This window comes from Paraburkholderia phenazinium (assembly GCF_900100735.1).
GTDB classification, from domain to species: domain Bacteria; phylum Pseudomonadota; class Gammaproteobacteria; order Burkholderiales; family Burkholderiaceae; genus Paraburkholderia; species Paraburkholderia phenazinia.
Map to the genome: position 1 here is coordinate 34,941 of NZ_FNCJ01000027.1, position 23,682 is coordinate 58,622.

20 protein-coding genes are annotated in these 23,682 nt (G+C 58.2%); 5 read left to right on the forward strand and 15 right to left on the reverse strand.

The features are described 5' to 3' along the window. Positions 1 to 128: 128 nt before the first annotated feature. From BLQ92_RS35480 to BLQ92_RS35490, 3 genes are all read right to left on the reverse strand, one after another. The gene (locus tag BLQ92_RS35480) at positions 129 to 341 is read right to left on the reverse strand and encodes a hypothetical protein (protein WP_090694563.1); all 213 of its coding nucleotides are present in this window, start codon (positions 339 to 341) and stop codon (positions 129 to 131) included. Between the two features lie 230 nt (positions 342 to 571). Next, on the reverse strand, positions 572 to 1,324 hold the full coding sequence (locus tag BLQ92_RS35485; protein ID WP_090694566.1) for an IclR family transcriptional regulator domain-containing protein: 753 nt from the start codon (positions 1,322 to 1,324) through the stop codon (positions 572 to 574). A gap of 159 nt (positions 1,325 to 1,483) precedes the next feature. Next, positions 1,484 to 2,230, reverse strand: a complete 747-nt coding sequence (locus BLQ92_RS35490; protein WP_425194981.1) for a MipA/OmpV family protein — start codon at positions 2,228 to 2,230, stop codon at positions 1,484 to 1,486. A 203-nt stretch (positions 2,231 to 2,433) separates the two neighbouring features. Here BLQ92_RS35490 and BLQ92_RS35495 point away from each other — a divergent pair, with 203 nt between their 5' ends. After that, a complete protein-coding gene (locus tag BLQ92_RS35495) occupies positions 2,434 to 3,159 on the forward strand; it encodes a response regulator (protein ID WP_090694570.1) in 726 nt (241 codons plus the stop codon). Continuing rightward, entirely contained in the window at positions 3,160 to 4,494 is a 1,335-nt protein-coding gene (locus BLQ92_RS35500) for an ATP-binding protein (RefSeq protein ID WP_090694573.1), read from the forward strand. 17 nt (positions 4,495 to 4,511) lie between these two features. On the opposite strand, the gene BLQ92_RS35505 is transcribed toward BLQ92_RS35500, so the two are convergent. The 5 genes from BLQ92_RS35505 to BLQ92_RS35525 all read right to left on the reverse strand — a co-directional run bounded on the left by BLQ92_RS35505 (position 4,512) and on the right by BLQ92_RS35525 (position 10,067). Continuing rightward, positions 4,512 to 4,787: a hypothetical protein gene (locus BLQ92_RS35505; protein WP_090694577.1), complete on the reverse strand. Its 276-nt coding sequence runs from the start codon at positions 4,785 to 4,787 to the stop codon at positions 4,512 to 4,514. Positions 4,788 to 5,605: 818 nt separating this feature from the next. After that, on the reverse strand, positions 5,606 to 6,451 hold the full coding sequence (locus BLQ92_RS35510; RefSeq protein WP_090694581.1) for a DUF2242 domain-containing protein: 846 nt from the start codon (positions 6,449 to 6,451) through the stop codon (positions 5,606 to 5,608). A gap of 254 nt (positions 6,452 to 6,705) precedes the next feature. Continuing rightward, the gene (locus BLQ92_RS35515) at positions 6,706 to 7,359 is read right to left on the reverse strand and encodes a lytic transglycosylase domain-containing protein (protein ID WP_090694585.1); all 654 of its coding nucleotides are present in this window, start codon (positions 7,357 to 7,359) and stop codon (positions 6,706 to 6,708) included. A 194-nt stretch (positions 7,360 to 7,553) separates the two neighbouring features. Next, a complete protein-coding gene (locus tag BLQ92_RS35520) occupies positions 7,554 to 8,837 on the reverse strand; it encodes a cytochrome-c peroxidase (RefSeq protein WP_090694589.1) in 1,284 nt (427 codons plus the stop codon). Positions 8,838 to 8,840: 3 nt separating this feature from the next. Beyond that, positions 8,841 to 10,067 (reverse strand): alkaline phosphatase family protein, encoded by a 1,227-nt coding sequence (locus tag BLQ92_RS35525; protein ID WP_244106603.1) that lies wholly within the window; start codon positions 10,065 to 10,067, stop codon positions 8,841 to 8,843. Between the two features lie 318 nt (positions 10,068 to 10,385). Here BLQ92_RS35525 and BLQ92_RS35530 point away from each other — a divergent pair, with 318 nt between their 5' ends. Continuing rightward, positions 10,386 to 10,730 (forward strand): hypothetical protein, encoded by a 345-nt coding sequence (locus BLQ92_RS35530; protein WP_090694594.1) that lies wholly within the window; start codon positions 10,386 to 10,388, stop codon positions 10,728 to 10,730. A 535-nt stretch (positions 10,731 to 11,265) separates the two neighbouring features. Here BLQ92_RS35530 and BLQ92_RS35535 read toward each other — a convergent pair. From BLQ92_RS35535 to BLQ92_RS41525, 6 genes are all read right to left on the reverse strand, one after another. Further along, positions 11,266 to 12,213, reverse strand: a complete 948-nt coding sequence (locus tag BLQ92_RS35535; protein ID WP_090690539.1) for an HNH endonuclease — start codon at positions 12,211 to 12,213, stop codon at positions 11,266 to 11,268. Beyond that, positions 12,210 to 13,772 (reverse strand): AAA family ATPase, encoded by a 1,563-nt coding sequence (locus BLQ92_RS35540; RefSeq protein ID WP_176860787.1) that lies wholly within the window; start codon positions 13,770 to 13,772, stop codon positions 12,210 to 12,212. Before BLQ92_RS35540 ends, BLQ92_RS35535 begins: the two co-directional genes overlap by 4 nt. Positions 13,773 to 13,993: 221 nt before the next feature. Beyond that, positions 13,994 to 16,249 carry a hypothetical protein gene (locus tag BLQ92_RS35545; RefSeq protein WP_218133052.1) on the reverse strand — a complete coding sequence of 752 codons (2,256 nt, stop codon included), beginning with the start codon at positions 16,247 to 16,249 and terminating at the stop codon, positions 13,994 to 13,996. A 48-nt stretch (positions 16,250 to 16,297) separates the two neighbouring features. After that, a complete protein-coding gene (locus BLQ92_RS35550) occupies positions 16,298 to 17,299 on the reverse strand; it encodes a PDDEXK family nuclease (protein ID WP_143016689.1) in 1,002 nt (333 codons plus the stop codon). Beyond that, the gene (locus BLQ92_RS35555; RefSeq protein WP_143016690.1) at positions 17,275 to 18,897 is read right to left on the reverse strand and encodes a TniQ family protein; all 1,623 of its coding nucleotides are present in this window, start codon (positions 18,895 to 18,897) and stop codon (positions 17,275 to 17,277) included. The genes BLQ92_RS35550 and BLQ92_RS35555 overlap by 25 nt, the downstream gene beginning before the upstream one ends. Continuing rightward, a complete protein-coding gene (locus BLQ92_RS41525) occupies positions 18,854 to 19,807 on the reverse strand; it encodes a TnsD family Tn7-like transposition protein (protein WP_425312525.1) in 954 nt (317 codons plus the stop codon). The genes BLQ92_RS35555 and BLQ92_RS41525 overlap by 44 nt, the downstream gene beginning before the upstream one ends. Between BLQ92_RS41525 and BLQ92_RS40985 the strand changes: the two genes are divergently transcribed. Beyond that, positions 19,772 to 20,308, forward strand: a complete 537-nt coding sequence (locus BLQ92_RS40985; protein WP_244896682.1) for a hypothetical protein — start codon at positions 19,772 to 19,774, stop codon at positions 20,306 to 20,308. The genes BLQ92_RS41525 and BLQ92_RS40985 overlap by 36 nt on opposite strands. Positions 20,309 to 20,630: 322 nt before the next feature. On the opposite strand, the gene BLQ92_RS35565 is transcribed toward BLQ92_RS40985, so the two are convergent. Then, the gene (locus BLQ92_RS35565; RefSeq protein WP_143016691.1) at positions 20,631 to 22,040 is read right to left on the reverse strand and encodes an ATP-binding protein; all 1,410 of its coding nucleotides are present in this window, start codon (positions 22,038 to 22,040) and stop codon (positions 20,631 to 20,633) included. Positions 22,041 to 22,915: 875 nt separating this feature from the next. Here BLQ92_RS35565 and BLQ92_RS41530 point away from each other — a divergent pair. Next, entirely contained in the window at positions 22,916 to 23,434 is a 519-nt protein-coding gene (locus BLQ92_RS41530) for a DUF6471 domain-containing protein (RefSeq protein ID WP_090690557.1), read from the forward strand. Positions 23,435 to 23,682 lie beyond the last annotated feature (248 nt).

Sequence of the window (23,682 nt, forward strand, 5' to 3'; positions counted from 1 at the left end):
GCATTCGCTCTGGCCTTTCTACCTGCAATTCCCTACCGGTCCTGTTACCCGCGCCGGCCGACTGGCTGGGTGCGACTGCGTACCGGCCGGGCTCGCATGGCGGACAATGCAAACCCAAGCTGGCTAGCTTAGTTCGGCGTGCCCTTGTCGTTCGTGCCGGCAGCCGATGCGGCTTCCGAAACCTTGGCACGCTTGCCATGCGTCTTCAGCTTCTTGTGATGCTTCGCGGGCTTTGCGGTGCTAGCTGCTGCCGGCGCTGCTGCGTCGGATGCCTGTGCGAAAGCCTGAACGGACACCAGCGCGAGGGCTGCGGTTGCGAGCGAGGCAATGACTTTTTTCATGTGTTAATCCCCAAACCTGAACGACTGAGAGTCAATGTGAATGAATGAAAACAGCATGGTGAAGCAGACATGACGACGTGGCGCCTGGCGGCTCCCCGCGGGGGAGTATTACGCAGCGTAGTGCGTTTGTCATCCCATATAACCCGATCTGTATTTTCCGGGAGACAGGTTTCTTTCGTTATCCCTTCAATCGCCCGGCTGATGCTATTTTGGGCACGGATCGGGGCGCTTTATACCAGGTTGCGCAGCAGGCTGGCGGTTTCCTGCAAGGCCGGCAAGACCCGATGGAGCGCCGCGTTTGCCGATTCCTGACCGATCGGCATGCTGACACTGATCGCCGCCACCACCGAACCGTGCCGGTCGCGCAGCGGCACCGCGACACCGCGCATGCCTGGCTCGAGCTGCTGATCGGTGACGACATAGCCATTGCGCCGCGCTTCAGCCAGCACTTCGCGAAGCTGCTCGATGGTGGAGTAGGTTTGCGGCGTGAATACCTTGATTTCGTATGACGCCAGCCACTGTTCGATATGCTCCGGCGCCTGGAAAGCCAGCAGGATCAGACCGGCCGACGACAACGGCGCCGCCGCCCGCGAGCCCAGCACAAAGCCGACCGCCATCGCGCGGTTCACGCCGTTGCGCGCCACGTAGACCACATCGTGTTCGTCGAGAATCGCCACCAGCGCGGTTTCCTGTACCGCCGCCGTGATCCGCTGCAGGAACGGCTGCACGGTGCGCGGCAAGCGCGCCGAATCCAGATAGGATTGACCGAGGCGCAGCACCCGCGGCGCCAGCCAGAACAGCTTGCCGTCGGTGTCCACATAGCCGAGTTCGCGCAGCGTTAGCAAGTAACGGCGCGCCGCCGTGCGCGATAACGCCGCGCGGCCTGCGACCATGGTCGGCGTCATACGCGCATGTTCCTCGTCAAACGCCTCGATGATCGTCAGCGCTTTGGCTGCGCCCGCGATCCAGTCCTTGTCGTCCATAGTCTCCGCCTGAAGTCCGCCGACCGCCGTCCGCTCTGGACAGCGGCGAGTTTGCGCGATTATCGCGCAACGCAGGGCGACGTGGGGAGATCGTGCGCGTCCAGAAGGCGATGCGGCCATCCTCGACGCCTATCTGCGCGACGTGATCGGCACATATGCTCAATAGCGATACGTCAACGCCGTCATCCCGTAGTAGTTGTTCTTCGACTGGACGATCGGACTGTTGGCTGACTCGCCGAGCAGGCGGGTCAGCCCGCCCTCGGTGCGAACCGACCAGCGCGGCGAGAAGGTGTAGGTCCATGCGATCGATACCTTGGCGCTGTCGAAGCCGCCTTTCGGCGAGTACGGCGCAAACCCACTGCTCGCCGATTGGGCCTCGGTCACGCCGAAAAAGGTCTGGGTATAGCGCCCCGTGCCCGCGTGCAGGCTGCCGGTGATGCTGATGTCGTTGGTAATGGTCTGCAGCACCGGCAGCGTCACGTCGAAGTGCCCGGTCAAGCCATGACTCGTGTGCGTTACCGCAGGCTCCAGCGTCAAGCTGACGGTCGAGTTGCCAAACAGATGAGCCCCCACCTGCACCGATACGATCAGGGAACCGGGAATGCGGCCCATCCCCTTCAGGTAGTTCGAACCGGGCAGATCCGCGCGATTGCTGTCGGTTCGGCCGAAGTCGTAGCTGAGCGCGCTCGACACGAACAGGCCATTCGAAAAGGTCTTCTTATAGCCCGCGCCGCTCTCCGGGCTGATGAACAAGCCATTGCTGAACTCGGCGCCGATCACCGGCGACACAAAAGGATGGTAATCGCGGCTGCCCTCGTAACGTGGGAGCACGCCGCCCGCCAGCGAGAACATGTAGAAATTTTCGGCGCGGGCGAACGAGGCACAGGTCAGGCCAAGCACGGCGATGGAGAGTTGAGAGAGGCATTTGCGCACGGTCGGGAGCTTTGTTGGATGAGGAAGCCGCAGTCTAGGGATGGGCTTCCGGGGCGTCTGTCCAAAAAGTTGGCCGAATTTGTGCGCAATTGTGTTCAAGTGTTCGCGAGTGTTCCCGGCGACCGTTGCAGCGCGTTGCGCGGATAGAATCGCCGCCTGATAGCGCGGAGAAAAATATGACCGAAGTACCGCTCAAATACAGCGTGCTGCTGATCGAGGACGACGATCGCCTCGCGCAGTTGATCGCTGAGTATCTGGGCACCTATGAATTCACCGTCACGATCGTGCGGCGTGGCGACACGGCGGTGGCCGCGGTGCGCGAGCACAATCCGGCGCTGGTGATTCTCGACCTGATGCTGCCGAACCTGGATGGCATGGAGGTGTGCCGGCGGATTCGCAGTTTTTCGCGCGTACCGGTGTTGATCCTCACCGCACGCGTCGACGTGTACGACCAGGTAGCCGGTCTGGAGACCGGCGCCGACGACTACGTGGTCAAGCCCATCGAACCGCGCTTGCTGGTCGCGCGTGCCCGTGCCCTGCTGCGGCGCGCGCACCCGCAGGAGCCCCAGGAAGCGCCGGCGCAAGCCGAATCGCTGGCGTTCGGCGAACTGGCCATCTCGCCGCCGAACCGCACGGTGACGTGGCGCGGCCAGCTCATCGAACTCAAGACCGCGGAATACAACCTGCTGCTGATCCTTGCCCAGGCGGCCGGTACGGTGCTGAGCCGCGACGACATTCTCAAGCAGTTGCGCGGCATCGAATTCGACGGTCTCGACCGCACCGTCGACGCGGGGATCTCGCGGCTGCGGCGCCGCTTCGAAGACGCCTCGCCCGAGCCGCAGAAGATCAAGACAATCTGGGGACGCGGCTATCTGTTCAGCCCGTCCGCGTGGGAGGAATAAATGCTGCGTTCGCTGATCCGGCTATATCTGATCGTGCTACTTACGGGCGGCGCGGTAATTGTGTTCGTCAACGTCTCATTCGACTACTTCTTCCACGACCGCGTCACCGCGAAGGTGCGGGAACGCACGAGTGTCTACGCCTTTGTGCTGACCGACTACCTCGAGCGTCACCCGGGAGCGCAACGGGCCGCGGCGCTTGCCGAACTCCAGAAGCACCGCGACAACGATTTCAGCGTGCTGACGCTGCAAGACGTTGTCCCTCTGCTGGACGCCCCGCGGCTGCACGACCTGCGCGACGGCAAACTCGTGCTCGACCGCGACGCCACGGATTACTACCTGCCGCTGCCCAACGGCACCATCGTCCGCGCGGCCGTCAACGATCGCGAAGATCTCGATATCAAGATGCTCGCCTTCGTACTGCTTGCACTGGCAACGCTGCTCTCGGTCATGGTGTGGGTGCACTACCACTGGCGCGATCTGCGCGCGCTCGAAAGCGCTGCGCGCGCATTCGGCTCAGGCAACCTGGCGGCACGCGCACGCCTGCCCGGCCGCTCTAACATCGATCAACTGGCGCAGCAATTCAACCAGATGGCGCAACAGATCGAAGCGTCGATCCAGCATCAGCGCGACATGATGCACGGCATCTCGCATGAACTGAAAACACCGCTCGCGCGGCTCGAATTCGGCCTTGCGCTGTTACAGGCGCCGGATTCCGTCGAGCGCCAGCGCGCACGGCAACTGGCGCTCAGAAAAGATGTGCGCGAACTCGACGAGCTGGTCACGGAGATGTTGACGTTGAGCCGCCTCGAGCAAGGCGAAGGACACCGCGTGCTGATGCGGTGTGCGCTGGGCGAGCTGCTCGATAGCGTCGCGGCGAGCATGGCCAACGACATCGCCGACCGCACGCTCAGCCTCTCGGTGACGACCGCCGGCGCTCCGGCCCATCACGTCTGCGATCCCAAGCTGGTGGCGCGGGCGCTGCTCAACCTGATCCGCAACAGCACACGCTATGCGCACCGCGCCATTTCCCTGAACGCCACGACGGGTCCGGCGGGCGCGCTGGTGCTGACGGTGGAGGACGACGGTCCGGGCATTCCGGTCGCCGAGTGGGCCCGCGTGTTCGAGCCGTTTCACCGGGTGGACAGCAGCCGTAACCGGCATACCGGCGGCTTCGGTCTCGGTCTGACGATCGTGCGCCGCGTCGCGCTGGTTCACGGGGGAACGGTGCGGCTCGAAGCAAGCGAAACCGGCGGCGCGCGTTTCGTGATGACGTTGCCGCGTCTCGCCCTACCGGCTAGCGCCGTGGCAAGCGCCGCAGCCAGTCTGCCGGCCTAGGATTCAAGCCACTCGTTTCACCAGGATTGCACGAGCCCCAGCCGTTCGGCAAGGTCCTCGTTGGCCGCCTTGCGGCTATCCGCCGTGGGCGGAAACACGCACCAGCAACCGTCGTCGTGCCTGAAAAAGAACAGGCCGCGCGCGCCGGCCGCCAGAGCGGTTTCGACCCGCACGTAGCGCCGGCCGCCCGCGCGGGTACGGCTGAATTCGGTGACACGAACGGGAATCGATGGGCCCGGAGCGAGCCATTTTTCGACCAGGAAACGCAGCGACTGCTCACCGGCGGCTCTCACGATCCTCTCCAGATGTGTTCGTCCTGCTGTACCTCGCGCGCTTCGTCGGCGCTTTCCGGGGTGGAGTCCTCTTCGGCTTCGGCGGCCGCCAGCTCTATGGCGCGGTTCGTCGCCGCAGCCCTCAACGCGCTGCAATTGGCAGAATGCCTGATGTCTGAGAGTAGTCGGACAAGCTGTCGTGCTGTTCTGCGTTTCATCGCACACCCCCGCACTGCACAAGTATCTTGATAAAGCACTTTAACTTTATGCCTGGACGGTGCACTGCTGTGTGGTTTTTGACTAAATAGCAACAGTCGCGATGGAAGTAGCGCACCGCGCAGGTCCGCACCGTCCGTCACCAATGTGCGCGTATTGGCGCGCTGCAGTATGTGCGCTGGCGACCGCAACGCGCTGGATGGCGGAAGACGCCTGACACTCGACGCCGCCGCGCAAAACCGCACCGTTCTGACAACGGTTAAACGGCCTGCCGGGGACGATCTTGAAGGGGGAGAAACGCGGAGTTATCCACGCGGACCTCTGGACAACTCCGGGATAGCTGCACTAACAGCCTGTGCGCGGAATCTTGATAACCGGGGCACAGAGCATGGCGGCACCGAAGTTATCCCCGGCCCACCGCGTCTCTGCACGCGCGCCCCGTATTGTTATAGTTTTGTTACAGCGTTGACGCGGCGGAGAATTTGCCACTTGTCCACAGGAAGCGCCCGCCCTTGTTAACTATTACTACATATATATACATATGAAGTAAAAGACTGGGGAAAACTGCGCTCCGCGGCAAAAAACCTCTCCGCCGATCAATGGATGACCAGCGCAGCGCGCGCTTATGGGCTGACGCCGGTCGAACTGGCCGCCGGCGTCATGTCCGGACGACCCAGAATACCCGGCTCGACCGGCGCTGCCGCGTTACCTGAAACACCCGCAACCGCTGGAGCCGGGGCGGGAACGTTCAACGCGCTGGATTGCGGAGCGGCCACTGGCGCGGTCGCCAGCACAGGTGCGGGGATTGGCGGCACCGGTGCCGCAGCAGAAGTCGCAGCCGGAACCGTCGCCGGAGCAGTGGCAAGCACAGGGACGGGCGCAGGCAACGGCAACGGCGTGCTCACGACATCGCTCGACTTGACCGGTATCGTGCGTACGACGGTCTGGAGATAGTGGTCGACCAGTGCGAAGAAACGATCGTAGAACTTGCCCGACGGGATCGTCTCGCTAGAGATTTTCACCATCTCGTCGTTGTTCGAGCGAATCGGCAGCGACACCGAACCGATCACGCTCAGGCCGACACTCGCCGAGGTATCGCTTTTCTTCAGCGCGAAGCCGTTCTGCACCGCATTCACATAGACGATGCTGGTGTCGCCGGTCTCTTCACCCGGCGTGCAGACCACGTGAAACTCCACCACGATGTGCGAATCGCCGGTGGGCTGGAAATTCTTCGAGCCGTCTACGGTATCGGGGTGCGTCAAGGTCGTCATGTAACCTTGGCTCAGCAAGGCGCGGCGGGCGGCTTCACAGGTGTCGGTGGTGCTGGCCTTGAAATTGTGGGCGAACGGGCTCGCGCCCGTGTCGAACTGTTCAGTTTGAAATTTCGGCTGTTGTGGGCTCGAGCAGGCGCCGAGTACGAGCAGCCCGAACAGCGAGGCTGCGGTGGCTTTAGAAAATGAGGTGCGCATGATTCCGGAAGGCAGACTACTTAACGTCGAATGGCATGCATTGTAGAGCGGTTGCCAGACAGGGCGAAAACAACCCGCACGTAGCGTAACACGTTGATACAAAAAGCTTTGTAGGGCGTTCGTCAGGGTGGGATCGGCGCGCCAGGCGGTATCTGGGCCGTTGGCCCGATGGCCACTCAGATGTGCCCAGGCGGGCAACCACGCGTCAGGAAATCAGAAATTCGGGACGCGGTCAGGATGCACCCCGGATCCAATCAAGGCGCCGAAGCCGGCGCAGCGGCCGACAGGCCGATTGAAGCGGGGTCTGGCGCCGCAGTAGCCGACGGAATGAAAAACGACCGGGCGCCGCTCGCGGACGCGGGGCAATTGTCGATAGCGTGCGCGTCACAGGCTGCAGTTTGTGCAGCCGAAGGCGCCGCGTCGTCGGGCTTGCCGACCACCGGCGCAAAGGTCTGAACCCGCAGGCTGACCTTCTGCGCGTAAGCCATCGAGCCACCATAGCTCTTCAGCGCAAGGTTCAGATCGCCGCCCGCCGATTGCACATAGCCGTGCAGAATCGCGGAACCCGCCTCGATGTTGGCATCCGGCGCAGTCAGGTCTTTGACGTTGCGCAGCAGTCCCCGATGCGCGGCCGGCACGACCTGCATCAAGCCGGTGGCGCCACGCGGGCCTTTGGCCTTTTCTTTAAAACGGGACTCGATCGAGATGATCGCCAGCAGGAGGGCCGGCGGCAGCGAATATTTCACTGCGGCGGTCTGTACGGCGCCGGAGATCTGCTCGGCTTTCTCTTTGGCGAGGCCGAACTTTTGCGTCAGGTATTCCGAGATACGGTCGTGGTCGCTCTCGTCGGCCATTGCGGTCTGCACCAGGCCCAGCGAAAGCATGATCAGACAGAGTAGCCGGCTCATGAGCGGGTAACGTTCGAGAGGAGAAGGCCCGTATTATACCGGTGCCGAAAAAACAGGCACCGAATCTTCAGAACATAGTCAACTCGACGAAAATCGGCGCTGCGGAAGCGAGGCCAAAACCGGGGCCGGAGCCAGATTGGAATCAAAGGCGAAAACGCCGGCCGCGTTCACACGACCGGCGCTGCCCTGTCCCCTTACTTGCCCGGCTTAGGCTTGTATGGGTAGCCGTCGTTGAGCGTTGTCAGAAACGCCGCGACATCGTCGATATCGCGCTCGCTCCATACCGGGCGCTCGCCGCGCTTACTGGTGAGCGGCGCGTCGACCGTGTCGACGTTGATCCGCACGTCCGGTGGCAGATCGTCGAACTTGTCGACCTTGCCGTGACGATCGGCGGGATACCACTTCTCCGGATTGGTGTCGCGTTGCACGTAGAAACGCAGCGACTCCTTCAGCGAATGAAAACGCCCGTTGTGGAAGAACACCCGGCGCGTCGCCGTGTTGCGCAGCGAAGGTGTCTTGAACAGACCGCAATTGGCCTTGTCGCTCGACTGATCGGTGCGTAACGGACCGCACAAGCCCATATCGAAGTAATGCGGGTCCGCGTTCACCTTCAGCTCCGGATTGCGCGGCACGCCGAGCGCTTCGAAGTTGTAGTCGGTGAAGAGCAGATGCGCGCCGTTCACACCCGACTGGTCGATATGGCAGGACGCGCAGTTGCCCTTGTCCGGATCGTCGAACAGCTTCTTGCCGCGCAGCTCGCTTGCGGTGAGTTGGACCTTGCCGTCCAGGTAGTAGTCGAACTTGCTGGTGTACGGGTGAAAGCTCGGATCTTCGAGCTCGAAGCGCTCGATCGCGTACATCGCCTGGGTGAACGCCTTGTGCGGATCGACGAAGATGTTCTGGCCGAACACCTCCTTGAAGCGCGCAGCGTACGGCGCGTGCTCCAGCTTTTGCGCGACCGCTGCAGGATCCTTGTTGGCCATCTCGTTCGGGTTGAACAGCGGGAAGCTCGCCTGGTCGCGCAGGTAGTTGAAGCGGCCATCCCAGCCGAAGCCGCCGACCGGCGCATTGTCCGTATCCTCAATCCGTTCCGAGAGGCTCGCAGCCTGTGCGTGAGTCCAGACCGGCGTGCGGTTCAGCACGTAGCGCAGGCTGGGCACAGCGCGCGTGCCTTGCGAGTGCATGTCCGCGCCACCCAGTTGCGCCGCGAGGCCGTCAGGCGGCCCGTAGGCGTGCGCAGGGCTATGGCAGCTCGCACAGGACATCTTGCCCGAGGCCGACAGCGACTGATCGTAGAACATTAGCTTGCCGAGCGCCGCAGCGTCGCTGTAGGTGGTGGTAGCGGCAGAGCCTTCGGCCGGAGCCGAGGCCAGGGCGGCCGAAGCCGCCGAAGCCCCCGCCGCCGCCGCTGCCGGCGGCAGCAGAGCGGCGCTTACTAACGCGGCCAGCGCCGCGAATCGCGTTGCAGAAACAGGCATCGCTTAGAGGTTGGTGAAGATGTCGTTGCCGAAGCCGACGAGACCGGCCTGACCCGCATAGCCGAGGTGGCCGAGCTGGAAAATGTCTTCAATGCTCTTGAGCATCGAGTAGTGGTTGTACTGCACCGTCGACACCGTGCCCGGCTTGATGAACTTCGAAATCATCACCGCACCGGTCTGGTCGCCGCCGAAGCTTTGCTTGGTCAGCGTGATCGTGATGCCGCCATAGAGCAGCGACGAGCTCTGCGGGAACGCCGCCAGGTTCGGACCCGGCTGCTGGCTGCAGCAACTCGTGCCGGCAAAGGTCAGGTCTTCGCCGCTCGCCGATTGGGTCACTGTGGCATAGCTGCTTTCGTCGAAGTTGATGATCAACAGGCCGTCCTGCTGGAATGCCGGCGAGGACGTGATAATCGGCACCCACTTCTGCAGGAACGTGTTCGCGCTCGTCAGTCCACCCGGCTGTCCGTTCACGCACGGCGAGTCGTGGCCGTCGTCGCACAGGTTCGGCGTAATCAGGTTGAAGTTGGCGGTGGTCGCCACAGACTGCAGGTCGGTTGTGAGCTTCGTGAGATTGACCACATTCTGGCCGCAACCCGGCGAATCGATGATCGAGTGGAAGTACATGAACGGGTCATGGCGCGTCGCGTACTGGTCGCCGAGCGGCACGGCTGCGCTCGGTGCTTCCGCGGTCTGCGTCAGGTCGGTCGTGTTGAGCGTCGGGTGACCGCAGGTGGCGGCTTCGCGCGTCGGGTCGTTGCCCATGTCCTCTTCGTAGCCCTTCCACGTGTAGCCCGCTGCCGTCAATTGATCGGGCAGCGTCTTGACACTGGCAGGGTAGACGCAACCGGTGCCGATCGCCTGACCATCAGGGGTCATGCCGGTGAGGCTAAAGTCCTGATAGGTAATGCAATCGTTGTCGGTTTGCGACGTCGGCGACTGGCCGCTCAACATAGCGATATAGTTGTCGAGACTCACGTGCCCCGTGCCGTAGTACTGCTGCACGAGGGCGCCTTGCGAGGCAAGCGTCTGCGCCAGATAAGGCGCTTTGGTGTTTGCGCCAAAGGTGGTCGCGTAGTTTTCGTTTTCCAGCGTGATCACGAAGACGTGGCGGATCTGCTGCTGCCCCGCCGAGATGGACGACGATGACGAGCCGCACGCCGCGACGATCAGACCGATGATGACTGCGGACAGCGCCGCGAACAGCGCGCGCATCCAGGTACGTTGAAACATGTGCCCCTCTGTGGTTTGAGTTTTGTTCGGGGGCTGACTTTATGCAGGATGTATGACGACGCCGTGAAACGAATATGGCTCTGGGAGATACCCATTATCGTCTGGTGAGCATGCTTATGATGTGGGGAACGAGGCACGCGATGTTACGGCAGTGCCGGAGCCGGATTCGAATTGATATGCTGCTGACACGCCATATGGCCCTCAGTCGACCGGTAGGGATTCGGTAAGATGGGCGGTGGATTTGGCACCGGTGTTGATTCCCGGGCCCGCGGCCATATGTGATGATGTTGATTGACGACAGTAGGCAGGCTGATAAGCATGATCAAACCTGAATTCTCCGAACCCGATAGCGCGCGTCCCGACTTGCTGTGTTTCCTCGTCGCGATTGCCGCGGCATCGTACGCGCTGACCAACGAATGGCGAGTGGACCATGTGGTCGAGTGCTGCCGTCAGTGGCTGCAGAAGAACCGGCTGACGATGCACTGGCTCGACCGGGTCCGGATCGGTCAACTTGCGCTGAAGATTGCCAGTAAGGATCTGCTCGATGCAGGCGTCGCCGTTCGGCTGTCGAGCGTGCAGGCACTTTTTACCAGTGAGATGGAACTCAATGGTGCCAGCACGATGGTGCAGCGGATGATGGTGCTGTGTAACGAGGCGCTTTGAGAACGGCGGGCCTTGAAAACTGTTCTCACCAAATGAAAGCGTTCCGCGGAAAGTTTTGGCGCGAGTGAGCCCCTTGTCCCATGGTGCTTAGCGCTTGGCAGCCCATTCTCAAAAACATCGAGCGACCCTGCGCTACGCCAATATTCGCGCGCTGCCCCCGCCACCAAATGAAAGCGTCCCGCGCGCCGTGCGTATTGGGCTACGCCGAAAATTGACCCTCTCTTGCGCTGGAGCGGTCGCGTCGAAAGTCGCTTATTTTTTAGCATCGACCGAGAGATTTGCGACAGCCAAAACTACTTCCGCCTGAGGCTTGTCACCCCCTCCCATTCAGCGCACGCGGCGGACTCCAAGTGCCGCTGGGCCAGCAAGTTAAGATATTGAAGTCCGCAGTCAAGTTTCTGATGTCGAGCATCTTCAGTGACGACAGCGACTTCTTCGTTTCCCCGATGAGTGCGAGGGGTGGCAATCCGGCCACTTGACGCCCTTTTCACTGAGCGACCACAGGGCCGGCGAGTCCCTCAGTGTAATGAGACTGCTAGCTTTCGTCTCCACTTGCGCTTGGGTCAAAGGCGTAATACATATCGCGCAAAATTTTCCCTAGCATTTGGTTCTTGTATTCTTCGGGGTCAAACCGAAGAAGGTCCGTGACTTCCATTTTTCTACCAAACAATTCGCTATACATATTAATACTATTTTTATTTAGGTCTCTTCTGTCCCGGATGAAGCGTTTGATTGTGGGTAGGTTTGCTGCGAATCGCTCCTTTAGTAGAAATGTTTCGATGGAGCGCTTCGCTATGGGCGATTGGGTACGTGGCTGCACAGTACCAAACTCGCTCAGCAGCTTATCGTCATGCAATAGTTGGTCAAACGTATAGTTTCCGTTTGAAGAAACGATTTCGAAGCGTAACACGTCTTCATCAATATCTTCCAAAGGATGGAGATGTCGAGTTTTGAAAAAATTCTTAGTGCCCTTCAAACTTGAATTGCAAATGTAGCAGCTTGGAACAAGGTTATAGAGCGAAAGTGCGAGGTATGGATACTCAGCTTTAGGAAAAAAGTGGTCCAACGTTGGCCGGTAGCTACCCGTCGTTCCTACGACCGTGAAAGAGAATGCCTGATTGCAATATGGGCATATGGTGTTTCTCGCTTTCGCGCAGAGTTTATATGCAGACCAACGTTGGACGTTCTTCTGGCAGAACAAAGAATAATCGAATGCCTTCTTCGCGGAGCTGTTGAAATTTTTTACTTGTCCTTTCGACAGCGGCTTGCATGTGGACTCGGCGTCGGCAATGATGTCTCGCAATTTCTGCACATCGCCAGTCGCGAAATTTGGCAGATTCTTTTGAACAAATGCTCGAAACTGTGGCGACCTGATATAGCCTGCCTGGTTCGGCAGCTTCGTCAAAAGGCCTTCAAGGCGCTTAGTAACATACGCGTTGTGGTCGGTCTTCGCATCATCCCAAACATCGTGAATTGAAATCATTCTTCGACACCCCGTTTGTATACTCTGCGCCGCTCGCGCAGCTTTTTCATTTCTCGCAGCAAGATTGGGTCGTCGATGATGCTCAGGAGGTGGTCGTCTATCTCGTTCGCCTCTCCTTCCTCTAATCGACCGATGCTTTCTTTGATTTTCCCGTGAGCGAAGGCTCCAAGCGACCCCGTTTCAAAGCTCGAGTTGACTATGTCTTCAAGCGAAGCAGCGAAGCTTCGAACCTCTACGTTATGCGACTCGGCCGGCTCGTCTTTCGTACTCAGTCTCGTGACGCAGTCGCGCGGAACGTCAGTAAGAAGCGAAGTTGAATGAGAGCTTAGAATGAGCTGAAGGCTTTTGACCTCGGCAGCCCTTTTCATGCTTGACATCGTGAGGTCCAGCAGCCTTACGTACTCTCGTTGCCAAGCCGCATGAAGATAGATGTCGCCTTCGTCGAGAAGAACAAGGAACTTGCTCAAGCCTCTATCTTTCAGTTCATCGATTCCGCGGCGAATAGCAGAGAACTGGTATAGGAGAGCCAGTTGCCCGGAACTGAAATTCTCCCAGACCAGTTCAGCGAGCCTAGAATGGGTCACGTTCAAGCGATACCGCTTGAGCGTTGCGTCATCGTCGACATAGACTGATTTTCCAACTCGGTCTCCAACCCTATAATTTCTCCATCTGTCTTCGTTCAGTAACAGATTGACCTTTTGCATAGCAAGGGTCTCAAGTTTCTTCGCAAGCCCTCCGTCTCGGACATTAGAGAGCGGCTCTCCGTCGAGAAAGTATCTTTGTAGAAACGCTTCAACAGGTACCGTCTTTTTTCTACTGGTGTTTATTACTTGTTCTAGTGCGGACAGAACGGGAATCACATGGCCCGCAAGATTTAAATCTATCAGCCTCTGAATTTCCAACATGAAGGCCGTCCCGATTTCTTGAATTTGTCCCGGGACATCCTCGAAAGGTTCGGCATTGTTGCGTTCGGCTACCAAGTGAGAAGCGAATGCGTTCGTGAAATGACGCAGTACCGTCGGAGCAGACTTTAAAAATTCTGGAAACATTGAGCGTAGCCGCTGCTGACCAGCCGAAGCGTAAAGGACGCCCTTAGTTTTCTCTGATGTGGAAAGGTTGCTCAGAATAACTCGAGCGATTGCGGTCAGTATCATTGCCCGGTCGAAGCCGAGTACCACCATCGGCCGAAGTTTGAAACCTAGCTCCCGCCTGACCAGTTCATAATATTGGAAATCGACATCCAAGCCGCCTTCTAATTTTCCGTAGGAAGGTGTTGCGTCGTAGAAGTTTCGCGTGCTTTTGGGGAGGTTGACTCGGTAGGGAATTGGTGTGTAATAGACAACGCCATATTCCTGGCGGTGGTTCTTTTTTCGATAGGCTTCGGAATCGGAGTACCGTACGCCGACCTTCACTATCTGTTCAGTATCGTGAAACGCCCATGCGATTTGTCGTAAGACCCTCGTCTTACCTGCGCCGTTACATCCAATCAAGAGTGAGAAGCTGTCAACGCCGAAAAAACCCCGAAACTTGCCCTTGCGCCGGTTGGATGGCGTCAGCAATTCTAGAGTGCATGAATCCAGGTGAATGCTCGATATCATTTTAGGGTGGTTTTTTATATACAGCCTATAGTCTACTGGTATTCGCTCATTATCGGACCGGCTTCGCATTAGGTGGCCGTTTGAGGAATAGCCTCGCGCTCGTGCTCGTGCTCGTGACGTTGGCGAGATGGTCGCCATCCGACGCGGAAGCACGAGCGTTTGTTGCCGACACAGCGCGCCGGCTAGAAGTCTATGTCTATCACTCGGCGGCTACTGCGTTGGTATTCCGTCTCCTGCATCACTGGCTGACGGGCCTCGATGTCAGTGGCAGACGTCTTTTGTGCTGAGCCCAGCACCGCGCGGGTGTGGGCCGCGCCGGCGTGCGCCTCTGCCGTCTTGCGAGCTCTTCTGTTGTTGACTGTCGGTGGCAAGCCTTCCACCGCCGCCATCCGCCTCTGCGTCGACTGGGAGACGCCTCCTCGTTTGACTGCCTGGTCGACGGTGAGGTGCAGCCGGCTTTTGTCTCTTTGCTTGTCAAGGTCCGCGAGGTCTCGCATCTGGATGTAATCACGGATGTCCGGAATGGCTATACCAAATTTCTCGATAGTCGGCTTGGTGGCCTCCAGTTCAACAAGATAACCATCATCGTCCCACAACGCATGAAGCTTCGATGTGAACAGTTCATAACCCGAAATCGGCATGGACTTCCCATTGTGCGTGGCTTCGTACTCAGCAGCTCTTCTCCGAAGCTCTTCGCAGCTGAACTCTCTCTTATCAAAGCTGACGACTCCGCCCGGCGCCGTCGCGTTGGGAGAGAAAGGCTTAGCGAGTCGGCGAATTATGGCCTCCTCCGTAAGGTCCCACTCTGCATCACCCGCACGCATCGCGAAGTTGAACAGAAACAAGTGCTTTGGCACTGGCGGCACATCAGCCTCCGCCATTAAGCGATTCCGTGCTCGACGCATGTCCGCATTCAAGTTGTGCCTACTTATTGCAGTGAGAAGCGCCCGCATAAATTGCTCCAGCGTCAATGACGCTCCGGCAACTGCCGTTTTCAGCTTCTCGCGATTGCGCTTGCGCGCAGCATCTTTATCCGGACCCCTTCCCTTTACCGGTTCGCCATGGGTCGCGCCGATAAGGCCAGAGACTTCTTCCTGGAAATAGTCCATCATCTGTTCGACGTCGCCCTTCGCCTTTCCCTCTCCGGGCACCGCCATCAGGAGTCGCTGTCGCATCCCGCCGACAAGTGCACGCTGCACTTTTTCGGAAATGCCTGCGCCGCGGTCTACGAAAACCGAACTCGGACAACCGTAGACCATCCCGTCTAAGTAAGACACGCCCCATCGCGACAGTTCGTCTTCTTTGTCCGTGCATGCACTGAAAACACATGCCAAATAGGAATCAGCGTCCTCGGGTCGGTAGGTCGCGTACCAGCCCAGAATCGCACGGCTCGAACGGTCAACTGCGAGCAGCACCGTGGGCTTCAATACATTGTTGATTCCAACAATGGAATCGCCGAAACGCAGGAAGCAGTCTGCCACAGTGCCGTCAATGTCCACTACATTGAGCTCGCCCTCCGCAATCTGTGCCGAATAGCCGCGCCCTTGCGGCGAAGCTCGAAGCCGAGCCAACTTCGCCTTCTCTTCGTGGAAGAGTGGTGTAACTTTTCTTACAGTGTTCCGCTCACTAGGCAACCTGCGAGGGTCCACGGCAAACACTTGCTTCTCGCCGTCGGAACCACGGTTGTGTCCCACCTGGCTCCGCAGAAAGCTTCGGGCAATGCCCGTAATGGTAGCTCCGGGAACGTGTGCTTCGCGCTTGACGTATTTCTTCAACCTTTCGTATAGGTACGTTGGAAATTGCATGCGCGAGAGACGTGTCGACGGGTCGACAATTTCCGAGAAGGTCTTACGGCCCGACTCAATGAGGGTGCCGTCTTCACGCCTCGCTCCCAGGCGAGGCGCATCCGGAGCACCTTTGTCCCAGTTGCGAGGTACTAGCGCGAACTCGTGCCCACCGTAAAAAAGGTAGTGCTCGTAATATTTGCGCACCGTTTTTGCTGTACAGCCGAACTTAGTCGCCGCATTGAGGACGGCCGTTGAATACACGCCCTTGTCCTTAAACGGACCATCCCCAAAGACTCGGATGATGTGGTCTACTACTTCCCGCTTTTCTTTTAGCTCCAGCTGGTCGTCTTCGTCTCTGGGCGAGAATTCCGACATACCTTGCGGTATGCCGCATTCGTCGACGCGCCAGGCAAGCTCTCGCGTTCTGAGGTCACGCATAGTCGCGACGGGAAGCGTCATCCTGTACTTTTTGGTATCGGGGTCACGATTAAGTCTAACGACACCGCTCTCGACCGAGCCCAACCGTACCAAGTAAACGCGCGTACTATCCTCCCCCAGATATCTGAGGAGCATGTGTGGCTGCTTTGGAACCGCCACATTAAGATTGGAAAATCTTGGGAACAATGCTATGGTCTTTACTTCGGATTCCATATTATTCATCATAGCTCTCAATTAAATTTAGGGGCGTTCGATTAAAAACTACGGACGAATAAAATTTAGAGGCTCCGAGGGCGCGTAAGGGCAGCGCACATCCCACTTGAGATGCCCTAGGAATAAGGCAACTGCCAGCATCCGGAAGGATTTTTCCGCATCCCACTTCCGCCGCTTTCCAACCATTTCAACGACGCGACGAGCGTTGCCCGTTGCCTTCGTTGCCAAAAGGTCATGGGCGAACAGTTCAGCGTCATCAACGAGGTTCTCTAACTCGGTGAGCTCCACATACTTCATATGTTCGAACATGCGCCGATAGCTGTTGTACTCAACGTCTGCGATGCTCAATTCGGTCATGACTTCGTGCGTCGCACACCATTCCGACAACCCCTTTTCCTCACGTTCATGTCTTGCTCGAACGCTGCGACGCCGACGGTGGGCCTCCGGCTTCGCCGAGACACCGTGATAAATGAGATAGGGGATGCCGGGTATCCTCAGGGTGAGCATGAAGTCGATTGTCGCGAGTTCATTTCGCGGGAAAAGACGTCCTTCCCGGCAGTAGGCGAGGAATGCTTCTCGATTCCACTGGGGGTATTGCGTTCGTATCTCAACGACAAAGGGACACATTTCAAAGAACGCCAGAAGGCGTGCCTCGAGACTTGAGTGACACGCAACCTGGCCGCCAGCCTTAAAACTAAAGTGATAGCCAGCGATGCCGACACGGCTATCGCTGGCTTTTTTCCAGCACTCGAACTTAGGGGCGCTCAACACACCGCGCGGGTCAGTCTCGGGCAACGTGAGTGGCCATTGAAGCACGGGCCATCCTGCGAGATGGCGGAGGTGGAATTCCTGGCCGACATGCGATTTGACCTCGATGTCGCCGTGGTCAAGTTCAATGTTCTTCGGAAGAACGATGCCCATCGACCACGGATGCCATTCCGTCTCCCGCAGCCCGCTCGCAATGACGATGCCCCGCAGCTTTTTGCCCCTGGCCCGCGAGAATGATAGGTGCGAGCAGTCACCATTCAATCTCTGTTTTTTTCTATCCATGCTTTGCCTCGACGTAAGCGGTCTGAAAACGCATTTCCCGAAAATCCTTCGTACGTTTCGCGGGCTGCCCATTTCGACTTTTCGTCGACCTTTCTTGCCAGCGACGTGACCAACTCGATTTGCCGTTTACTCCAAGTCTCGAAGTCATCGGCACATTGGTCCAGCAACGACTCAAGTTCAGCGGTTCCCATACCGCGCTTGTATGCCGACTCGCCGCCTGTCTCGCTCAGGAGAAATGCACGCGTGATGCGGCGCCCTGGGTCGTGACGAATGGTGTCCTCATAGCGCCGTAGTACCAACTCTCTCTTTCTCGCTTCTCGCCTCTGCTCTCGCGCGACGACGCTCGGCAACGCAGGCTTTCCTGTTTGCCGTGGCAAGTTTTTGTTGAGCCATTGTCGGTCGTAGTGCGTTGCGAAGAAGGTCAGCTTCTGCCCATCCGGCAAGTCGCGTATTTTGCTGCGCGTGAAGGTCGGTGACCGTGCCTGTTCGGCCAGAATTGCAGAGCGACAATGTTGGCGATAGCGCTTCATTTCGATGGCCCCAAACTGCTCGAACTGGCGCCGCCATCGCTCGAATTTATTATCCGGGTTCAAGCGTACACGCTTCGGCCGGGTTTGAACTTCCAAGTCATACCGTTTTGGGTTGACTTTGCGAGCGTTCACTTCATCGAGAAAGTCGTGCCACCCTCCGAATAGACTCCAAATAGCCGCGATATTCTGGACCGGATTGCTCAGAGGTCCCTCGGATGTCGGATGTCCTGTGGCCCGTACGAATGTATGCGCCGCGAAGCCGAGCAGTGGAGTCAGTTCGGTCCCCAGCCGAAATTCGAGTTGTTCTTGAGCCACGTGATGATAGTCTCGGCGGTCGAGCGCTTGAGCGATGCGCCGAACTTTCGCCCGAAGAACCGGCCCCGTGTTATCTGCAAACGCCGACGTATCAATACGGCCTTGAAGGATATCCTGCGCCATCTTTGCAATAACGACGGCCGCTTCAAGGCTGTCGTGATTCGTTACGACGCCGATAGGTTGAAGAGCGCCACCGCGCGGGCATTGTTCTCGTGGATGCCACGCTTTTCGCCCTCTGCGATGGCTTACGTCTCGACGGCGGCAAAGATTCATGAGCGGCTCCTCGTGCGTCGGACAGTAAAGTATTGATGGCATGAGGTGAACGCGATGCCAGATGGCAAAGCCGTGCTCCCTATAGTCGGACGCGATGCAGCTCAGACAGATTCCCAAGCGGCCGCGAAGAGCAATCTGGTGCTTGCCCACGTAGCCGACTGCCCCAGGTTCGCCCCCAAGTCTGTACTGTTTCAGCAATCCTTTCTTCTTCGATTCCGGAAGGAAGGCGCTGTTCAACCGATAGCGAGTGTGATTCATAACCAAGTTTTCCCAGTCCGGCAAACTACCAGGAAACAACTCCGCAATCCCTTCCACATTGGACGGATGTACGAAAGCGGGCCTATGCCCATCTTTGTCCAGCAACGCCATCACTCCATTATGGTTGTTAGCATCACTCAGTTCAGCCTGACGGACGAGAAATCCCGTGAAATCCTCTTCATCCCTGATTCCCGTTTCGTGAAACGAATTTACTGTGCCCATCTATTGTTTTTTCTGCTTCGTCCTGCCGACGAGCGCCCCAATTTTTAAGTGTTGTTTGCCGTAGATTCGCGGCACGTGCGGTTCGCCAGTCGTAGAGCCGAGCAGACGCCCCGTGGCGTATCGCCCAGTCCAATCGAGCGGCAATATAAGCGTCGCGGGTTTGCGAAAATCCCCGAAGCAAGGAATCGGACGCGGACGACTTCAATGCGTACTCGTTGATACCCAGGAGTTCGCGAAGCCGATAAACGCTACGACGCACGGGTGGGTCGTCAAGCAAATCAAGATGGGCCGCGGCGGCATTTACTGCACGAGCTAAGGCAGATAGTGCACTTGAGGGCCTCGGTGCATGTCCCGGCGCATGCATGGGCGCTGAGTGTCGAGTGTGGTGTTGAAGCCATTCACGCGCATTTCTGTGTAGTACCGCAAATGTCGCTGGTGCGATATGTCGGAGCTGAGTTTGCGTCGCTTTTGGGTGGTCTTGATGCAGCCTCAGCCAAAGAAGCTTCGCGTCATTGGTCGAATGCGTCACAAGGGTCCGATAATGAGACTCGACAAAAGGCATCGCAGCAAGCACGCGATAGACGGTATTCGTCGACATCTCCGTGGCGCATGCGACTTCCTGCGGACGCATACCAGACGCGAGACGCTGTCGGATTGTCGTAAGCGTCGCATCGTCCAACCTAGATGGGCGCGCATCGACAGGTATCCCTGAGCATCGGCAGACGATGGTCAGCCGGTGCGCGCTGGTGCCTAGCGCGTGGGCCGCTGAGACAACCGAGCCGTACAGCGACAGTGCTGCCTTCACCTGTGCCGCAGAAAGAGACCTTACTTCTCGGCGGCCGCGCAAGGGACTGCAAGGGCGTTGGCATTCGCAATGCTGCGCAAACCATGTGAGCAAAATGCACCACACTGCGTGGATTGCACGGCCTTCACGCGTCAGCGCGCGGAGCGCAGCCTCGATGTACTCGGGTGTCGAGACAAGGGCATCAAGGCGACAGTCGTCGAAGCGCTCACTATAGAACGACATGAACGTTGTGACCAATTCCGCCAGCCGAAGCCGGCCGCTATCCAGCAGCCAGTGCGCCTTTCGCAAGGCGTCAATCACTCCCGCCTTACTGTACGCACACGCCGACTGCACACCCGCGACGCAGACGTCGGAGTACATTGCGAACTGGATGGCATTACGCAGGTGCAACATCGAACGCGTGCAATGGCACTGAGCATCAAACAGATGTTCCCGTTTGGCGGAGGGCCGGAGCCAGCAAAAGTGGACCGGACACGCAGCTACGAACGGGGCGACATCGCGACGATGCGTGAAGGAGAATCCATATTGGTCGAGAGCGGCCTCTTCGCATTCTGGACACACAAGGAAAGCTGCTTCCGAAGGCGCAAGCAGAACCGGAAGCCGTGACGACCGAATCGGCCCCTTGCAAGACGTCCTCAGTCGTTCTTTGAGCGCGTTGTGCCGTTCCGGTGGCACGCCAAGCAGCTCATAGGCGAGCAGCGTGTGCTTCGCCTCAAGCTCGTCGCGGTCTCCAAACAGATATCCGACGCGAGCGTGGAATTCATCTAGGCGGCTCGGCATACCATCGAGAGCGGGACACCTCGCAAGCAACTGTCGGCTAATTTTGCGAAGCGTGCTATCGCCCGCGAGACGCGCGTTTCGACGAAGCAGCGAGTTCACGGTCTCGCCATCCGGGAAAGGCGTTATCAGCACCTGTGAAGAAAGCTGCTCAGACATGGCCTGCCCCCAATAGGGGCCCGGTTGAACGTGCCGCCAAAATCGAACCTGCGCCGAAAGGCAGGTGGTCGAGGTATTGCTTGACCGCGGAACGGGATATCGATGAGGGGTCGACGCCGTATGCCTTTATGGCAATACGGGCTGGCTCGCAGGTTCGCAATTGAGTTTCAAAAATTCCTGCGACTAATGCCTGCTTGGGGCCAGCGTTCCTCAACAACTCGGGCTCCCACGCAAGGTGTTCGTGGAGGGCGCGGAAGCCTGCCGCTAGCCAACCAACACGACCGTGACAGACGTCGAAGGTCCAGCGGGGCAAATGATGTGGCATCTCGAGTTGTGGCGAAAGCAGCCCTGCTTTCCAGAACCACAGGTTGAACTGGTACCAGAAATCCAGCTTGTCGAGGTCATCCGCGGTCACTTCATGTAGGCTACGGCCGCAGAGAATGGCCTCGATGTTGTCGGGGGGAACAGCCATCGCCGGAAATGCGAAAATCCGCCCGCGGAGAACAGCGTCGACGTCCGAATCCAACTGCTTCGCGCCGGCCATGAACACGTCGGTGCATGAAAGCAGAAGCGGGATGTTCGTGTGGCCCTGAAGCCGGCATAAATACTTCAGGATGTCGCGAACGTGTCCTTTAAGGCTCTGAGCATTGGCACCGTCAATGACAAACAGGCCCACGTTCAATAGAACCGATGCGGCAATGATTGCAGACTCGGCACTCTTTCCGCGCATTTTTCGGAATACAGCGGTGAGGCTCGCAGGGTCTTTGATTTCGGAAACGAACTTATCCCGAATCTGCTCGAGCAGTCCTTTCAGGGTTCCACAACTGGGCCACTGCAAAACAACAATTGGAAAGTACCAAACGAGCTTGATATCCGGCAACGCTGGTGACACCACACGAAACGGCGCTCCGAATATATTGCGCAGACGCTGTATGTAAGCCGTTCGGCCCGACTGGGAGCATCCAGTTATGACGAAATTCACGCCGGTGAGCGTATCGAGGTTTTCGCGGCTCGGAATAGGGCCCCGTCCTTGGACGGCTTCTTGGAACGAATAGAAATACCGGCGGTACCTCGGATTGTTAAGGCACTTGTCCCGCATGCAGTCGACATAGGCAGAGACGAGCGTGTACGTATATCTCGCGACGTCCTCGGTCGCGAGGTATCCCCTGTCAAAATGCGTCATTGCTCGAACCTTTGCTTCAGGCTCTGCCTTCCACAAGTCCTTGTCGTCCGGGACGAGCCGATTGCGCAGTCGCTTGACGACGGCTGTCTTACTCGGCGCATGTCTGAACTCGGGAAGCTCCGATGTTTGACCGACGTACGCATCGAGGCTCCCGGCGGGCTTGGATACCTGTCCGCGACGAAACACAGGCCAAGTCGGCATCTCGACAAGTTCCATCATGCGAACACCCCCACGTTGCTGACGAGAGCGTATAGAAATGGCGGTTCGGAGCGCTCGTCGAGGCTTACGTGCGTCGAGGCAACGGAGAGGCGAGCGGCACCATCCTCATATCCGCCAATGGCGGATGGTGATGCGGAACGGACTAGGGGACGCGGACGAAAAGCGACCATGCCGAATTGAATGACTGCCATAGGTTTCTCACTGCGTGAATAGGGACGGAAGAGCAAAGCGCCCCCCATCTGCCTTAAACATCTTGCGGGCAGGGGTTGACGCGGCAACCCATTTGTGAGAACCTACGCGCGCAAGTGCGGTGGATGCCTCATTTTTGGGTACGCCATCAGACGGCGGACAGGGTTGCAGCCCTGCCCGCCGTTTTTGTTTCGGAGCGGTGATTTTAGGGTCGACGGTAGGGCCGGGAACAGCCTCCTTACGAAAGTAAAAATGCGCAGTCGAACAACAAAATCAAAGTTAATTTTGTTGACAAATGCACATTACTCAGATAGTATATTTCGCAACGTGCGATAAATGCGGACGATATTACTCGATGCACTGTCCCGTTGCAAGTGCAGCTTGCCCTCTCTCGCCGTCGACCTTCATTTCACATAGAAAGCCTCTCGAAGCATTCCCGTTCCGGGGAAATCGTTGAGTGCACCAGTTCCATCCACTGCGCTCCATCCATTCGAGCCAAGACTGGGCCGTCTCGTCGCCTCCGACGAGAACATCCACGCCGATGTGCCTAGTACAATCTATTTCGGTTCGCGCGCGACATTTCGTGCTCTTTCATTGATGGTACTTGCGCTTTCATCCGGTCAAATTCGGCGATTTTTACTGTCATTTCTATTCTATGTCGTTTTTTCGCTGATGCAAGGAGGCTTGTGAGCGAAGCGGGAACACCTTGGCCCAACCTCGCTTCCCGCGTCGTGCGTGTTGCGCTCGCGCGGAAAGACTTCAGTTATGCACAATTATCAGAGGCTCTAAGCTCGGTTGGCGTCCGAGAAAGCGAGCGCTCCCTCGCCTCCCGCGTCTCCCGCGGCCGCATTAAACTCTGCCTGCTACTGCAGATTTTCTCGGTAACTGGCGCAAAGATGCCAGCTTTGTGGGCCGGCCCTCTGTCGATGCCGGGCACGTGGGAACAGCGTGCCAAAGCGGTTGTGGCCTCGGAACTGTCGAGGCAACCGAGGCTCACCCTAGAAGAACTGGCGCATAGGATGACCCGGCTTGGAGCGGAGTTGACTGAACACACTCTGGCTTCGCATCTTGCACAAGGAACCATCACCCTGCCGGAATTTCTCCAGTGCCTTGTTGCACTAGGCAGTTCGAGCCTTGAGCACTACGTGGACTACGAGGACCTCGCCGCCGCAGCCCAAGCGGCGCCAGCGCGACCGCTGGCATGAGCACGTTTAGCAATAATTCTTGCCATTCTGGCCAGCTTTACTAGAATAAAAATTGGCGATTTTTCTGTCCGTTTACTTCGAAAAGCCCCCGCCTACCGATTAGGTGGCGCGCCGGCCTTTGGTCTTTGCTTAACGCTGGCCGATACGGCCACGATTTGAACGTTCGCGACTGAGTGGCCCATCGCGGGTACCCATCGACACGCTCGCTCTGCCATCAGCCAGACGCAGGCAGCGTACGAAGAGTGAAA